Source organism: Pseudomonas mosselii (assembly GCF_003205295.1).
Taxonomy (GTDB): Bacteria; Pseudomonadota; Gammaproteobacteria; order Pseudomonadales; family Pseudomonadaceae; genus Aquipseudomonas; species Aquipseudomonas mosselii_B.
The window spans coordinates 203,217-220,222 of record NZ_QJRP01000003.1 but is presented as its reverse complement, the minus strand read 5'-3'; the positions used below and the strand labels follow the sequence as shown (position 1 = coordinate 220,222).

General features: G+C 60.5%; 8 protein-coding genes. 7 read left to right on the top strand and 1 reads right to left on the bottom strand.

All coding sequences use genetic code 11. The features are described from left to right. Positions 1 to 51 precede the first annotated feature (51 nt). Together DMX06_RS04510 and cycA are read left to right on the top strand one after the other, a co-directional pair. Positions 52 to 2,235, top strand: coding sequence for a polysaccharide lyase family 8 super-sandwich domain-containing protein (locus tag DMX06_RS04510; protein ID WP_110734996.1), 2,184 nt, complete (start codon positions 52 to 54; stop codon positions 2,233 to 2,235). 371 nt (positions 2,236 to 2,606) lie between these two features. Beyond that, positions 2,607 to 4,022 (top strand): D-serine/D-alanine/glycine transporter, encoded by a 1,416-nt coding sequence (cycA, locus tag DMX06_RS04505; protein ID WP_110734993.1) that lies wholly within the window; start codon positions 2,607 to 2,609, stop codon positions 4,020 to 4,022. A 180-nt stretch (positions 4,023 to 4,202) separates the two neighbouring features. On the opposite strand, the gene DMX06_RS04495 is transcribed toward cycA, so the two are convergent. Next, the gene (locus DMX06_RS04495) at positions 4,203 to 4,487 is read right to left on the bottom strand and encodes a hypothetical protein (protein WP_110734989.1); all 285 of its coding nucleotides are present in this window, start codon (positions 4,485 to 4,487) and stop codon (positions 4,203 to 4,205) included. Between the two features lie 482 nt (positions 4,488 to 4,969). On the opposite strand from DMX06_RS04495, the gene DMX06_RS04490 reads away from it, so the two are divergent. The 5 genes from DMX06_RS04490 (at position 4,970) to urtD (ending at position 16,995) form a co-directional block, all read left to right on the top strand. Next, on the top strand, positions 4,970 to 11,977 hold the full coding sequence (locus DMX06_RS04490) for a Tc toxin subunit A-related protein (RefSeq protein WP_110734986.1): 7,008 nt from the start codon (positions 4,970 to 4,972) through the stop codon (positions 11,975 to 11,977). Between the two features lie 193 nt (positions 11,978 to 12,170). Continuing rightward, on the top strand, positions 12,171 to 13,436 hold the full coding sequence (gene urtA / locus DMX06_RS04485) for an urea ABC transporter substrate-binding protein (protein ID WP_110734983.1): 1,266 nt from the start codon (positions 12,171 to 12,173) through the stop codon (positions 13,434 to 13,436). A 138-nt stretch (positions 13,437 to 13,574) separates the two neighbouring features. After that, positions 13,575 to 15,062, top strand: a complete 1,488-nt coding sequence (gene urtB, locus DMX06_RS04480; RefSeq protein ID WP_110734981.1) for an urea ABC transporter permease subunit UrtB — start codon at positions 13,575 to 13,577, stop codon at positions 15,060 to 15,062. Beyond that, the gene (gene urtC / locus DMX06_RS04475; protein ID WP_110734978.1) at positions 15,062 to 16,141 is read left to right on the top strand and encodes an urea ABC transporter permease subunit UrtC; all 1,080 of its coding nucleotides are present in this window, start codon (positions 15,062 to 15,064) and stop codon (positions 16,139 to 16,141) included. The genes urtB and urtC overlap by 1 nt, the downstream gene beginning before the upstream one ends. Then, entirely contained in the window at positions 16,138 to 16,995 is an 858-nt protein-coding gene (gene urtD / locus DMX06_RS04470; RefSeq protein ID WP_181427776.1) for an urea ABC transporter ATP-binding protein UrtD, read from the top strand. The genes urtC and urtD overlap by 4 nt, the downstream gene beginning before the upstream one ends. Positions 16,996 to 17,006 lie beyond the last annotated feature (11 nt).

Below are 17,006 nucleotides of genomic sequence, written 5' to 3'. Positions count from 1 at the left end.
GAACGGAGCGAGCATTGCGCCGCCTCCGACAACCTGGGGCAGGAGACGAAAATGGCTGACGACACCTCCACAGCGGCACTGGAAAAGGATGCACCAGAGAACCTGAAGAACCTGCTGGCGTCGGCTTCGGTGTTGCCGGCCTCCGGCAAGGCCGCCGAATGGTTGGCGGCGGCCAAGGACGGCCAGTTCACCGATATCACCTACCCCGAGCAGGACGCCGGCAGAAACGTCGAACCACTGGAAGAACATCTGGAGCGCGTCAGGCAGCTTGCAAGCTACGCCAGGACCGCGCCCGAGAAAGAGCGTGCGAACTATTGCGCCTGCGCCAGTAAAGCCCTGGTGTTCTACGTCGAGCGCGATTTCCAGACAAGCAACTGGTGGCAGCGCCAGATTGGCCTGGCCAAGCGCGCGGCACAGGGGCTGTTGTTGCTGAGCGACGCCGACAACAGCGACAAGCTCGGCAACGTGGTGGCCTACCTGCAGCGCACCTCGCACCTGGGCCTGAAATCCACAGGTGCCAATCGCAGCGACTACGCCTTGATCCAGTTGCTGTGGGCATTCGCCGGCTGGAAGATCAACACCGATGCCACCTACCTGACACATGCACTCACGGCCTCGAAAGCCGTGGCGGCGCAGTGCATGCCGGTCGGCCTGGACGGCCCCGAACAAGGAGAAGGCATTCGCCACGACTACTCGTTCAGCCAGCACAACCCCGTTCAGGACAAGAAAGTGTATTCGCAACTGTATGCCGGGTCTTATGGGGTTTCGCTGGTCAACACCATCCTCGCGTTCAAGAAGTTGCTATCGGGGGCTTTCTCGCTGGACTCGACCGCCATCGCCTCGCTTGAGCGGTTCATTACAGAGGGGATGGCAATGTTTGCCTACAAGGGCTATTACGACTTTCACGTCTGCGGGCGATCGCTCAGCCGCGGTGGCATGACAAAGAATGACGATTGGACGCGCTGGAGTGACGAGCTGATGCCCGGCTCAAGTAACAAACCAGCGCTGGAGCGCCTCAAGTCCAGAGTCACGGACGGAGAGAGCGAAACACAACCTGATGGCTGCAAGGCGTTCTATCACAACGATTACTTGAGCGCTCAAGGCAGAGGGTTTGCACTGTTTACGAAGACCGTATCGACACGAACAGTTGGCACGGAAACAGGCAACGGAGAAAACCTCAAAGGCTACCACCTCGGTTGTGGTAGCTACTTCCTGGTGTCGCATGGCAAGGAATACGAAGACATTCAGCCCGTTATGGACTGGCAAAAAATACCTGGCACCACGGTGGAGCAAATTCCGGACTTTGTCTTCCCCACTATTGATTGGGGAAAAGGCGCCTGGGGTAGCGACGATTTTAGCGGCGTCATGAGCGACGGGACCAACGGAGTCGCCTCGATGTGTTTGACGAAAGGCAATATCACGGGCGCAAAAAAGTCAGTTATCGTTCTGGACGACATGGTTATCTGTTTGGGTAATGCAGGAGATCGCTCAAAAGCGTCGCATCCTGTTTTCACCACTATCAATCAAGTAAAACGCAAAAACACAGTAACTGTCAGACCGAAAAAAGGTAAAAAGAAAGAGCTCGACCAACCTGGAAAATTAACATTCGATGGTAAGCACGGCGTGCGCCACGACAATCTACGCTACATCTTTCCGCTCGAAAACCAAACAATCACAGTCGAGATATCGGAGCGTTCAGGCTCATGGAGAGAAATTAACACGGGAATGTCAGACGAAAAACTAACCGAGGAGATTTTTACGCTTGGGATAGATAATTCAAAAGACAAAAAAGGAGACTACGCCTGCATCATCCAACCCGTCATACCAGCTCCAAGGCGCCCAGTTTTTTGGCTCATCGAAGGCTTGACGCTCAAAGACCAACTTCACGCCATAGTCACTGACGATATTGCCATCGGCTCAAAATTCGACGACACTGACACAACCCTCTCCTTTGCCGAGCTTGATCTGACACTGAATACGCCTTTGCTGTTCTCGATTCAACGTAGGGATGGCAATTTTAGCTTAACCCTTTCCGACCCCACTCAAAAATTGGATCATACAAAAATAAAAATCAAAGAAAAGACAGCAGGCGGAAAGGAGTATCCTCTCACCGTAAACTTTACAAATACCCCTGACCAAAAAGGGGAGAGTACAACCACCATCATCCATAACCCACAACAGCAACAGCAACAGCAACAGCAACAGCAACAGCAACAGCAACAGCAACAGCGATAGCAACGACCTTAGCAATGATTGCTTTTCTCTTACCGAACACTCTTACGCCTGCTCTTTACCAGGCCAACGTCGGAGCCCGCAACTGCTCGAACCTAATAAAGCATCCCAATACTTCGGCTTGATACGAAAAGTGCCTGTGTGACGATCCCGCTGGGCCCCTCTCCTCCCAGACGCTCGCCCACAGGCACTGTCCGTCCAGCCCTGCGCAACCAACGCGCCTCCTGCGATAAAACCATTGACCCCCGTCAGCCAGAAGTCCGGGCCGCTCGGCCAAGATCGTGCCGATCTGCCACACCCGCGATCGGAACGCGACGTGATAGCCTACCCGGCTTTCACTCACAAAAAGACTGACCCTCAATGGAATGCAGCCCATGACCCGGACCTCCCAGACACCCTCCGAAGAGCAGCACCTGCAACGCAACCTGACCAACCGCCACATCCAGCTCATCGCCATCGGCGGCGCCATCGGCACCGGCCTGTTCATGGGCTCGGGCAAGACCATCAGCCTGGCCGGCCCGTCGATCATCTTCGTCTACATGATCATCGGCTTCATGCTGTTCTTCGTCATGCGCGCCATGGGCGAGCTGCTGCTGTCGAACCTCAACTACAAGTCGTTCATCGATTTCTCCGCCGATCTGCTCGGCCCCTGGGCCGGCTACTTCACCGGCTGGACCTACTGGTTCTGCTGGGTGGTCACCGGCATCGCCGACGTGGTGGCGATCGCCGCCTACACACAATTCTGGTTCCCCGACCTGCCACAGTGGATACCGGCGCTGAGCTGCGTGGCCCTGTTGCTGTCGCTGAACCTGGTGACCGTGAAGCTGTTCGGCGAAATGGAATTCTGGTTCGCCCTGATCAAGATCATCGCCATCATGGGCCTGGTCGCCACCGGTCTGTACATGGTCATCACCGGCTTCCAGTCGCCGAGCGGGCACACCGCGACCCTGGCCAACCTGTGGAATGACGGTGGGATGTTCCCCAACGGCATGCTCGGCTTCTTCGCCGGCTTCCAGATCGCCGTGTTCGCCTTCGTCGGTATCGAGCTGGTGGGCACCACCGCCGCTGAAGCGAAGAACCCCGAGCGCACCCTGCCGCGGGCGATCAACTCGATCCCGGTCCGCATCATCGTGTTCTACGTGCTGGCGCTGATCGCCATCATGGCCGTCACCCCATGGCGCGACGTGGTGCCGGGCAAGAGCCCGTTCGTCGAGCTGTTCGTGCTGGCCGGCCTGCCGGCGGCGGCGAGCATCATCAACTTCGTGGTGCTGACCTCGGCGGCCTCGTCGGCCAACAGCGGCGTGTTCTCCACCAGCCGCATGCTGTTCGGCCTGGCCCAGGAGGGCGATGCACCCAAGGCGTTCGAGAAACTCTCGCGCCGCGCGGTGCCGGCCAACGGCCTGTACTTCTCCTGCACCTGCCTGTTGCTGGGCGCGGTGCTGATCTACCTGGTACCCAACGTGATCGAAGCCTTCACCCTGGTGACGACGGTGTCGGCGGTGCTGTTCATGTTCGTGTGGACGCTGATCCTGCTGTCGTACCTGAGCTACCGCAAACAGCGCGCGGCGCTGCATGAGCAGTCCACCTACAAGATGCCCGGCGGGCGCTTCATGTGCTATGTGTGCCTGGTGTTCTTTGCCGGCATCCTGGTGCTGTTGAGCCTGGAGGCGGATACGCGCTCGGCGCTGGTGGTGACGCCGATCTGGTTTGTGATCCTGGCGGTGACCTATCAGTTTGTGCGCAGCAGGCGTCAGCCGCGTGCGGCGGTGCGTGAAGCGTCTAACAACTGATCCGGCCAATGGGGCCGCTGCGCGGCCCTTTCGCGACACAAGGCCGCTCCCACAGGAAATTGCGATCCTCTGTGGGAGCAACTGTCTTGCTCAAATTTTTCAAACTGACGCGTCAGCCTGTGGGAGCGGCCTTGTGTCGCGAAAGGGCTGCGCAGCAGCCCCAGGATCTTCAGCCAGGCACTAATCGAGCACCGCCTCGGCCAACGCCAGGCCTTTCTCCAGCGAGTTCTCGGTCGCCGTCAGCAAACTGCGCAACGGCTCCCCCGCCTTCTCCAATGCGGCAGCATTGGTCTCATACGCCGCCTTCAACGCCGCCACCGCGCACACCAGTGCATCCTCGCTATCGACGCCAGAACGTACCGATAGAATCGGATCATGAGCGTGATTGCAGGTGCCAAAGTGGGCACTGGCGGTGACGGGACGTGATTTGCGGGGGGTGAGGTTGACCAGCGACTCCTGGTTCATGGCTGCACCTCTCGATGAAAGGTGACGATATCGACAAATGCGAAGGGTGGATCCGAAACGATCTTCTTGAGCATGGTGCATCTCCTTGCAGCTCTCTCTTTAAGAAGCTCCGCGCCCATACGCCAGGATGGGTGGACGAAGCCGTGCGGGTTGGCGTGCCGGCAGAGAGAACCGGTGAGCCCGAAGGCTCCCACACACGGCGCCGCCCATAACGGGTGCAGCCATGCAGAACACCGCCGCAAGGTGCGTCAGTGCTCGATCTCTCTGAATACGGGACGCCAATCCCGAACCGCAGAAACTACTGCGGTGCGGCACGGTACTCAAGTACCGCTTTTGTGTCAAAACGTTCGCTGCCGATCCTCTCCTGAACAGTCGTGACCTGGCATTTTTGCCAGTTGTGCCTTTCCCCTCGTGCCCTCCAAATAGCCTCAGCGCCCATCCTGCAGCAGCCGTGTCCATCACGTATCAGGGAGTTGATCACCATGACCGTCCAGCAAATCGACAATACCGCCAACACCTACGCCAAGCTGTTCCCCGAACAGCTCGCCAACACCTGCAACCCGGACGCCCCCGAGGCGAACTGCGGGCCAGTCGCCTATCTGCATGCGCTGTATCAGGAGGCCTTGGCACAGGAGGCGAGCAGTACCTCCACTGCCCGGCGGACACTGGCCCAGCGTCGCCCCGACATCGGCGAACTGATGCTGGACCCCAAGAGCCTGGAACAACCGGTCACGGCACTGACCCTGGCGATCCGCAGCCTTGCCCGCACCGCGCAGGCGCATGCGGGAAGCGACGCCCACCTGCCGCAAGTACTGGCCGAGGCAGGCCAGCACGCCAACCTGCCGTTCCACGCGGCGCAGGAGCAGATCAAGGCAATACTCAAGCACAGGAAAATCCCTCACTTCGAGCTGTTGCAGCAGGCGGAGTACACCTACCCGAGCTTCCGCCATGGCCAACTGCGCACCCAGGAACTGCGTAAGGTGATGCGCAACGCCACAGGGTTCAGCCCTGCCCTGCAAGCATTGCTGCTGGCCGAGAAACCGTTGAGAAGCACGGGCAACGAGTGGCGTGCCTGGTATGGGTACGACAACAGTACCGACGCCAAGAAAGCGATCGAAGCGCTGCTGGATGTGGAGACCTACTGCCAGCGAACCGGGCTGACCACCGAGCAGGTGCTGGAGATGATCGCGGTGTCGAGCATCGACGACAACGCCAAATCCGGCTTCAGCAGCGTACGACGCTCCGATGCCTACCCGATCACCACCCACGCTGTCGACAAGTACCACCCCGGCGCGGCGTACATCAACGCCCGGCGCAAGACCGCACTGACCGTCAAGGATGGATTGGAGAGCCCTGGCATCGCACTGAAGTTCGACGCCCTCGACTACGACTGCCTGTCGCGCATGTACCAGATGATCCACCTGCAACGTGCGCTGGCACTGCCTTTCGCCGATGTGGATCTGCTGCTCATGTCGATCCTGCGCGCCGAGGGGCAGATCGGCAACTGGCACCTGACGCCCGCCACCCTGCGGGCACTGGGCGTGTTCCAGTACCTGAAAGACACCTATGACGTCAGTGCCGAACAGTTCGCCGCCCTGGTGCTCGAAGTGTCGGCCTACAGCGTGGGTGAGCGGACACCGATGCTAGACCGCGTGCTCGATGGTCAGGGGACCACCCAGGGCCAGCGCAGTCTGGTCATCGATGGCCGCGCGTTCGACCCTGCCGATCGCGGCGACGGCCAATACAAGGTACTCCCTGCCTTGAGCAGTGCCTTGGGCGTGACCGAGCCGGTGACACTGGGTTACCTGAAGATGGCCTGCAAGGCATTGAACCTGAAGAGCCCGACCCTGTCGCTGGCGTTGCTGTCATCCCTGTATCGCCTGAGCCGCTTGCATCGGCTGCTCAAACGCACACCCAACGATGCCATGGCACTTCTGGCATTGCTCGGCAGTACAGGCACAACCTTGCAGGACCAGTTGGCAGGCACGCCGCAGATCAGCGATTTGAACGCACCCGACGTGCTCGACATGCTGGTCGCCCTGGTCAATCTCGACCAGTGGTTGCGCCAGGAGCGCATCCAGCCAACGACGCTGCTGCTCGCCCTGACACCGACTGGCGAGGCGAAACCTACACAGGACAGTCGACTGGGCCAGGTCATCGGCGATCATCTGCAGGCAATTGATCAGGCCTTCTCCGACAAGAGCAACAGCAAGCTGGAGGATCTTGCCGCCACCATGCTGGGATTGGCCTTGGCCGACGCATCAGGCCGGCAAGAGGTGACCAAACTGCATGTCGCACCGCTGCTGAAATGGTGCGGCACAACAGCCGAGGGCCTTCTCAAGAACATTCACGAGGCAGCTAAAGGCAAAGACCCGAAGCAACTCGGAGCCATTCTTGAGAAGCTCACGGGCGCTCTCTGGTCCAAAGTGATGCGCTGCGGTGAACTGATCAAGGCGCTTCGCCTCACCCCAGGCATGGTGGATGCACCAGGCAACCACGGCGCGTGGTTCGACCTCGAAAGCACACCGGCGACAGGCATCACGCTCAACCTTGATCTCTGCTATCAGCTCAGCCGCTTCCGTGCTTGGGTCATCGTCTGCCAGCAGCACAAGCATGACGAGCAAGACGTCATCGGTTACCTGACCAACCACCCCTACAGCCTCGAACCCGGCAAAGTGACAGAAGCGAGCAAGCGACTGGCCGAACTGATCGGCTGGACCGCCCAGGAAACCCTCGAAGCAAGCCCGCACATCGAGAAAGCCACCTACGCAGGCAACACCCGCGCGACATTTGACGACTACCTGGCCAGCCTCACGCCGGCGGAAAAAAGCAAGTACGAGGAAATGGGCGAGGAATCGTTCTTCTGCGAATTCATCTACCGATACACAGCCTCTTATGCGTTCAAGGGCGCTCACCAGTCGATGGTCGACAAGCTGGTGGCCTTTCTCGCCGAGAATCCAGAGCCGTTGCTGCTCTCGCCGGAGCAATACGAAAAGGCCCACAAGCCCGAACTCTGGAAAGCCAAAGGCGAGGAATACAAGAGCGACGTGAAACGCGGCTATTTCCCCATCACCCTTGATGCGCTGGACGGCGGCAAGGTCAGAAGCGTGGAATGGCTACCGTGCGTACCCACGACCGTTTCAGACATCGACTTCATCCTGCGTGTACAAGCGCTCAGTGCAAGAACCGGCCTTTCCAGCGGCAGCCTGCTGGACCTCGCGGAACTGGATGAGGCATCGCCTTACATCGAGTTCGAAGCCATCAGCCAGCTGTTCCTGGCCGCCAGCGGCGATGCGACGCGCGAAACGGTTGAAGCACATGCACAAGAAAGCTGGCGCGACGCGCTGGCCGGCTACCTGATCGCGCACTGGGCGCCTGCGCAGGACAACACCAGGAGCATCAGCAGCATTGATGACCTGTCCGACTACTGCCTCTGCGATGCCTTCGTCGGCAGTCAGGTGAACACCACGCCGCTCAATCAGGCCATCGGCAGCTTGCAGCACTATGTTTCCCGTTTGCTGGCCCGCCTTGAGCCCGGATACGCAGACGCCACGCCCTCAGGCACGCTCCAGGCACAATGGCAGCAAGGGCTGGGCCAGTACGGAACCTGGAAACGGCTCGTGGAACAGCGCAATCACCCTGCAAACCTCATCTACTACGCCGATCGGCCCAACAAGACCGTGGCATTCCAGGAGCTCGAGGTCGAGATCAATCAGGGCAAGATGGACACGTCGCTGCTGGACACGGCGATCTGCAACTACCTGACTAAGTTCGAACGGGTCAGCAACCTGCAAGTGATCAGTGGGTATCTGGATGGGCATGATCCCAAGCATGACACCTACCACTTGATTGCCAAGACCAATACCACGCCGTACCAGTACTACTGGAGAACCCTGGACCTCAACCTGCGGGACGACAAAGACCGGATCAGCCCCCTGGCCTGGAGTGAATGGGAGAAAGTCGACCTGTCGCCCTCGGGCGAAATTGCGCAAAGCGTGAACGACGGCAAGTGCTTCGATGCTGTACGGCCAGTGGTCATCGCCAAGCGTCATTATGTTTTCTGGGTGGAGCGCGCCAGCTCGGATCTGCCAAAGGAGAAGGATGCCAGCAAGACACTGCACGGCAAACGCCGGTTGTCGGTGCATTACGCTTTCCGCCAAAGCGATGGCACATGGAGTACGAGCAATGAGCTGCTGTGTCTTGACGGGTATGACGACAAAGGCAACTGGGATGAAAAGATTTATGCAAAAAGCCTCGACTTCAAGCCCGGCCTGATTGTCGTGGTCAACGACGAAGGCGAGCGAGAAAACGATCCATGGCTCACGGCCCTGCTCTACGACAGCAGTGTGGACTACAGTAAAAGATACGAAACAACGGAAGGTAAAACAGCTCAAAAACCAACCACAGATGACTACCACCTTGAGAGCCGTGACTTGCTCTTGATAGAAAGAAAGGAATACGACCCAAACGTCAAGAAAGAGCTCGTCGAGGCCTTGTTCAGAAGTTATAAAAATGCTCAAACAGTCCAGCACCCTTATAACGGCACTTCCGTGGTGATCGAGCGTAACGAAAAATCACACGAAGAAACACCACCGGGTCTTGGCGACAAGGCCGGCTTCGCCGCAATAGCCAAAGAACAAGCATTCACCCTGCACCTCGCAGTTTCATCTGCCCGTAAAAAAGAACTGACGGCCAGTGTTCTGTACAACAAGGAACGGTTCCTGGATGGAAGTTGGGGGAACAATTTCAAGCTTGAAATCAGTGTAAAAAATGGCAACAGCACACACTCCGCCTCTGACCATCTCTCGGTGAACCACAAGCACTTGGCCGCTCGCGTGAAATTCCTCTACACCCCTGACACTGAATATGAAATCACCCTGAAGTATCAGCATGGGAGCACGCTACTCAATAAAAGCGTCTACACCGTTACCGTCAAGGACCTTAAAGTCGATGAATTATGGTCTGTTTGCCTTGCCTCGAACACAGCGCAGGCTCAATACCTGGACCTGAGCTTGGCCAAGGTGTTCCAGCCCCGCCTCACGAACGACAAGATCCGCCTCAATACTCTGTTCGGTAAGAACCTGGTCGCCCGTGCCAGTCAGAGCATCCATCGCGTACTGGACTGGGACACCCAGACACTCCTCGAACCTGACCTCGACGACGCGACCAAGACAATAGAGATGGACTTCCATGGCGCCAATGCGCTCTATTTCCGTGAATTGTTCCTGCATGTGCCGGCGATGATTGCCATGCGCCTGACCGAGCAGTGTCAGTTCGAGGAGGCAGAGGACTGGTACCTGCGCTACCTGTTCAACCCCTACCGAATCCACGCGGACGAGCAGGGCAGACCAGCCCCCTGGTGTACTCGCCCGCTCTCGCAAGTGGGCACCTTGCGCTCGGCACTGCGCAAGAGGGTGGAGCCCATCGATCAGGTCTTCATCCAGTCACGGCATTATCAGCAGGCCATCTACCTTGCGCTGCTGGACAACTGGCAGCAACAGGGCGACCACTATTATCGTCAGCCGACCCTGAGCAACCTCAACCACGCCTGGATGTGCTACCAGCAGGCGTTGAAGCTACTGGGCCCGCTGCCCAACCAGGGCGATGCCTCGCGCTGGAAACCAGCCACCCTTGCCACGGTCAGCGCAAGTGCCTTCAGGAGCCCGCTCAACCCCAGGATACTAGCGTTGCGCAAGACCCTGCTGAGCCGCCTGCACAACCTGCGCCACGGCTTGACCCTGGATGGCAAGGCCTTGCCGCCGCTGGACTGGAACAGTGAAAGCCTGGACGCCTTCGACAACGACCGAGGCGGCGTGAGCAACGTGCCAATTCCTTACCGCAGTGGTCTCAATGCCATTCCCCACTACCGCTTCCGCCAGTTGCTGCCACTCGCCAAGGCAGCGGCCCAGCAGCTGTCGGACTTCGGCAGGCATTACATGAGCTTGATGGAGGAAGAGTTCAACACCAGCCTGGCGGTGCAGTTAAAAGCCCAGGATATCAAGATGGCCGATTTCGCGATCCGCTTGCAGAAAGAAGCCATCAGCGGCGTTGAAGCCAAGAAAAAGGTACTGCTGATCAGCCGCGACAAAGCGCTGGCGCAGAAAGAATATTTCGGCGAACTCATCGATGTCGGTCGCTCTCCCGAAGAAGAACTAGCCACCGCCTTCTCTTGGATGTCGAAAGCCAGCAAGGCTGCAGCCATCTATAACTTTGCAATCGCGGGCGCATTGGGTGTTACGGTCCCCACGATCTACGGGTTGGCGGTGGGGGGGAACAAACCTGAAGCCATGAACGTTTGGCTTGGCCAAGGCTTCGAGATGGCAGCCGACATCAGCAATGTCATCGCCGATGAACTGGTAATCCAGGCAGCCTATAACCGCCGCGCCGCCGGCTGGGCATTCGATAAAAGCCAGGCTGAATGGGACCTGAAGATCATTGACCAACAACTGGCCGAAACCAACATCGAACTCAATGCCAGCACCATCAACCTTGAAAAGTGCCGACAGGATCTGGTTAACCTGAAGGAAGCCTACGTGTCCATGACCACCGGGTTCACCATCATCCCCATCTACAACTGGCTGGTGGCACGCCAGGAGCATATCTACGGCGCTGCCTACGACGCTGTACGCTCGCTGTGCATGGGGGTAGAAGCCGCCTGGCGCTACGAGATCGGTGACTACCGGCGTGACAGCTTCATCGATACCAGAGCCTGGCGCGACAACTACAAAGGCATGCTGGTGGGTGAATCGCTGCTGGTGAACTTGCAGCAGATGGAGAATGAATACCTGGCCAGGAACGAGCGGCGGCTGACGATCAAGAAGTCGTTCAGCCTCAAGAAACAACTGGACAGTTTTGCAATCAAGCCAGAAGAAAAGTGGGCCGGCATTTTCAAGACGGAGGCCGACCGTACCACCTCGCTGAAGCACACGTTCGAGTTCAAGGCAGATGACTTCGACAAAGGTTACCCGGGCCACTACTTGCGCCAACTGAAGTACGTGTCCGTCACGCTCGTACTCAAGGCAGACAAAAAGCCGGAGGAGCTGTGTGCAATTCTCAAGCAGACAGGTAGCTCTACGCTGCTCGAGCCGGACAAGGGTGCAGCCCGCTCGTTCTACCCTGGAAATGAAAGCGACAAAAAGGTAACGGACGCGCGTGAAAACCCCAGGTTGGTGCAGCGCAATCCCCGCGAAAACCAGCAGATCGCATTGTCGTCGACCGTGGCCGAAGACGGGCTTGGCTACGATGCCGGTACCTGGGTGTACGAGTTGATGTTCCACGATGGCCGTTACCTGCCGTTCGAAGGCACCGGCGCCATCTCGCAGTGGACGCTGGAACTGTTGGGCGATGAGGACCTGCTCAAGGACCTTTCGATCATCGAGGATATACGGTTCAACATGGTTTACACGGCCAAGACGGGTGATGAAGCGTTCATCAAGGAGATAGGCGAGATCAGGAAAGAGGCTGGGTCAGTGAAGCAGGGTGATGCGTAACGGCTGATGGTCTCGGGGCTGCTCTGCAGCCCCAATCCTGTGCACGCAAAGCCCTCAGGCACCGAGCTGGACCGGAACAACGCCCCAACACCTCGCACAACCCCTCTATCACACTACTTGCGCCACTAGGCACACCCCTTGCAACACCCCTCCCCGCTTGGCCAACACCATAAAAACTCAGCGGAGAGAGCACATGAAGCGACGCAGTCTGATCAAGGCCTTCACCCTCGGCGCATCGATCGCCGCGATGGGCCTGAGCTGGAGCACCCAGGCCGCCGAGACCATCAAGGTCGGCATCCTGCATTCGCTGTCGGGGACCATGGCGATTTCCGAGACCTCGCTCAAGGACATGGCGCTGATGACCATCGACCAGATCAACGCCAAGGGTGGGGTCAACGGCAAGCAGCTCGAAGCGGTGGTGGTGGACCCGGCGTCCAACTGGCCGCTGTTCGCCGAGAAGAGTCGCCAGTTGCTGACCCAGGACAAGGTGGCGGTGGTGTTCGGCTGCTGGACCTCGGTGTCGCGCAAGTCAGTACTGCCGGTGTTCGAGGAGCTCAACGGCCTGCTGTTCTACCCGGTGCAGTACGAGGGTGAAGAGATGTCGCCGAACGTGTTCTACACCGGTGCGGCGCCCAACCAGCAGGCGATCCCGGCCGTCGAGTACCTGATGAGCGAGGACGGCGGCGGCGCCAAGCGCTTCTTCCTGCTGGGCACCGACTACGTCTACCCGCGCACCACCAACAAGATCCTGCGCGCCTTCCTGCACAGCAAGGGCGTAACCGACAAGGACATCGAAGAGGTGTACACGCCGTTCGGCCACAGCGATTACCAGACCATCGTCGCCAACATCAAGAAGTTCTCGGCAGGCGGCAAGACGGCAGTCATTTCCACGGTCAATGGCGACTCCAACGTGCCGTTCTACAAGGAGCTGGCCAACCAGGGGCTGAAGGCCACCGACGTGCCGGTGGTGGCGTTCTCGGTGGGTGAAGAGGAGCTGCGCGGCATCGATACCAAGCCGCTGGTGGGTCACCTGGCGGCGTGGAACTACTTCGAGTCTGTGGATAACCCGGTGAACCAGAAGTTCGTCGCCGACTGGAAGGCCTATGCCAAGGCCAAGGGCCTGCCGGGGGCCGACAAGGCGGTGACCAACGACCCGATGGAGGCCACCTACGTCGGTATCCACATGTGGGCGCAGGCGGCGCAGAAGGCCGGCAGCACCGATGTGGACAAGGTGCGCGAGGCGCTGGCCGGTCAGAGCTTCAAGGCGCCGTCGGGCTTCACCCTGACCATGGACAAGAGCAACCACCACCTGCACAAGCCGGTGATGATCGGCGAGATCCAGGATGACGGGCAGTTCAGTGTGGTGTGGCAGACCGAGCAGCCGCTGCGGGCGCAGCCTTGGAGCCCGTTCATTCCGGGGAATGACAAGCGGCCGGACTATGCAGTGAAAGGTAACTGAGTGCATGGGGCCGCGCTGCGGCCCATTCGCGGGTAAACCCGCTCCCACAGGGACCGCACAGGTTTCAGGCCTTGCACCCTACCTGTGGGAGCGGGTTTACCCGCGAAGAATCCACCGCCGATTTCCAGGATTACTCGCATGCTCAGACTCCTGCTCACCCTCCTCCTACTTCTGCCCCTGGCATCCCAAGCCAGCGAGGGCGAATTCTTCCTCAGCGCCAAGCCCGCCGAACAGGCCAACCTGCTCCAAACCTGGGCCGCGCAACCCGATGCCGCCCGCCTGCCGCTGCTGGAAAGCCTGCGCCAGGGCCGCATCGCCGAAAACGACACGCGCAAACTGCGCCTGAACAACCGTCTGCGCGGCCTGATCGACAACGCCCTGTCCAGCCATCAACTGTTCAGCGACCAAGCCAACGTGCGCCTGGCCGCCGCCCAGCAATTGCAGAAAACCGCCCAGCCGGCGCAGATGGCCTTCCTCGACCGCCGCTTCGCCAGCGAACCGGACGCCGCCGTGCACGCCGCCCTCGGCCTGGCCCTGGCCAACCTGCAACTGGGCGCCAGCGAACCCGCGGTACGCCTGGCCGCCGTGCGCCTGCTCGGCGAAACCGGCGACCCGCTGGCCCGCACCCGCCTCGAAGCGCTACTACAACCCGACGCCGAAACCGACGCCGCCGTGCGCACCGCCGCTGAAACCAGCCTGGCCCAAGTGCAGCGCAAATTGCTGGTCGGCGAGCTGCTCGGCCAAGCCTTCAGCGGTCTGTCGCTGGGCTCGATCCTGCTGCTGGCGGCGCTAGGCCTGGCGATCACCTTCGGCCTGCTGGGCGTGATCAACATGGCCCATGGCGAGATGCTGATGCTCGGCGCCTACAGCACCTACATGGTCCAGGTGCTGCTGCAGCGTTTTGCCCCCGGCGCCATCGAGTTCTACCCGCTGATCGCCCTGCCGGTGGCCTTCGCCGTCAGCGCGGGCGTCGGCATGGCGCTGGAGCGCACGGTGATCCGTCACCTCTACGGCCGCCCGCTGGAAACCCTGCTGGCCACCTGGGGCATCAGCCTGATCCTGATCCAGGCCGTGCGGTTGATCTTCGGCGCGCAGAACGTCGAGGTGAGCAACCCGGCCTGGCTGTCCGGCGGTATCCAGGTGCTGCCCAACCTGGTGCTGCCGTACAACCGCCTGGTGATCATCGGCTTCGCCTTGGCCGTGGTGGTGCTCACCTGGCTGCTGCTCAACCGCACGCGGCTGGGCCTGAACGTGCGTGCGGTCACCCAGAACCGCAACATGGCAGCCTGCTGCGGGGTGTCCACCGGGCGCGTCGACATGCTCGCCTTCGGCCTCGGCTCCGGCATCGCCGGGCTCGGCGGCGTGGCCCTGAGCCAGGTCGGCAACGTCGGGCCGGACCTGGGCCAGAGCTACATCATCGACTCGTTCCTGGTGGTGGTGCTCGGCGGCGTCGGCCAGCTGGCTGGCAGCCTGTGGGCGGCCTTCGGGCTGGGCATCGCCAACAAACTGCTGGAGCCGCAGATCGGTGCGGTGCTGGGCAAGATCCTCATCCTTGCGCTGATCATTCTGTTTATCCAGAAGCGCCCGCAAGGCCTGTTCGCCCTCAAGGGACGGGTAATCGACTGATGAACCAGCCATTGATTGTCACTGCCTCGCGCAAGGCCGGCACCCAGGTGTCGCTGGCCGTCGGCGCCGTTGTCGTCCTGCTGCTGCTGGCCCTGCCGTTGCTGTCGCTGCTGCCCGACGGACACACGCTGCAGGTCTCGGCCTACACCCTGACCCTGGTTGGCAAGATCCTCTGCTACGCCATCGTCGCCCTGGCCCTGGACCTGGTCTGGGGCTACGCAGGCTTGCTGTCTTTGGGCCACGGTCTGTTCTTCGCCCTGGGCGGCTACGCCATGGGCATGTACCTGATGCGCCAGGCGGCCGGCGACGGCCTGCCGGGGTTCATGACCTTCCTGTCGTGGAGCGAGCTGCCCTGGTACTGGGCCGGCACCCAGCACTTCGCCTGGGCGCTGTGCCTGGTGGTGCTGGCGCCGGGGCTGCTGGCCCTGGTGTTCGGCTTCTTCGCCTTCCGCTCGCGGATCAAGGGTGTGTACTTCTCGATCATGACCCAGGCCCTGACCTTCGCCGGCATGCTGTTGTTCTTCCGCAACGAGACCGGCTTTGGCGGCAACAACGGCTTCACCAATTTCCGCACCATCCTCGGTTTCGACATCACCGCCCAGGGCACCCGGGCCGTGCTGTTCCTGCTGACGGTTGGACTGCTGCTGGGCAGCCTGTTCCTGTGCTGGCGCCTGACCCAGAGCAAGTTCGGGCGCCTGCTCACCGCCGTGCGCGATGCAGAGAACAGGCTGATGTTCTGCGGCTACGACCCGCGTGGCTTCAAGCTGCTGGTATGGGTGCTCAGCGCCGTGCTGTGCGGCCTGGCCGGAGCGCTGTACGTGCCTCAGGTGGGCATCATCAACCCCAGCGAGATGTCGCCGACCAACTCCATCGAGGCCGCCGTGTGGGTGGCGCTCGGCGGGCGCGGCACGCTGATCGGGCCGCTGCTTGGCGCCAGCGTCGTCAATGGCATGAAGAGCTGGTTCACCGTGGCGTTCCCCGAGTTCTGGCTGTTCTTCCTCGGTGCGCTGTTCATCCTCGTCACCCTGTACCTGCCCAAGGGCGTGGTCGGCCTTGTGAAGAAAAGGAGCCAGCCATGAGAAGCGTGCCCCCGGTGCATCCGGAATTCATGCTGGAACCGATCTTCGACCAGATCGGCAGCGGGCGCGAGGCCATCGGCCTGGGCCGGCGCCGCGAGGCCGGGCTCGACACCCGCCATGGCACGGTGCTGAGCCTGGAGGGCATCAGCGTCAGCTTCGATGGCTTCAAGGCGCTCAACGACCTGAACCTGTACATCGGCGTCGGTGAGTTGCGCTGCATCATCGGCCCCAACGGCGCCGGCAAGACCACGATGATGGACGTGATCACCGGCAAGACCCGACCCGATACAGGTACCGCGTTCTTTGGCGACACCCTCGACCTGACCCGTATGAGCGAGTGCCAGATCGCCCAGGCCGGCATCGGCCGCAAGTTCCAGAAGCCCACGGTGTTCGAGGCGCTGACGGTGTTCGAGAACCTGGAGCTGGCGCTCAAGTCCGACAAGTCGGTGTGGGCCAGTTTGGTGGCGCGGTTGTCCGGCGAGCAGCGCCAGCGCATCGAGGAGGTGCTGGCCACCCTGCGCCTGCTGCCCCTGGCCCAGCGCCAGGCGGGGTTGCTGTCCCATGGCCAGAAGCAGTTCCTGGAGATCGGCATGCTGCTGGTGCAGGAGCCGAGGTTGCTGCTGCTCGACGAGCCGGTGGCGGGGATGACCGATGCCGAGACCGAATTCACCGCCGAGCTGTTTCGTTCGTTGGCGGGTCGGCATTCGCTGATGGTGGTGGAGCATGACATGGGCTTCGTCGGCAGCATCGCCGACCATGTGACGGTGCTGCACCAGGGCAGCGTGCTGGCGGAAGGGTCGCTGGCGCAGGTGCAGGAGGATGAGCGGGTGGTCGAGGTGTATCTCGGCCGGTGATCGGCTTTGGA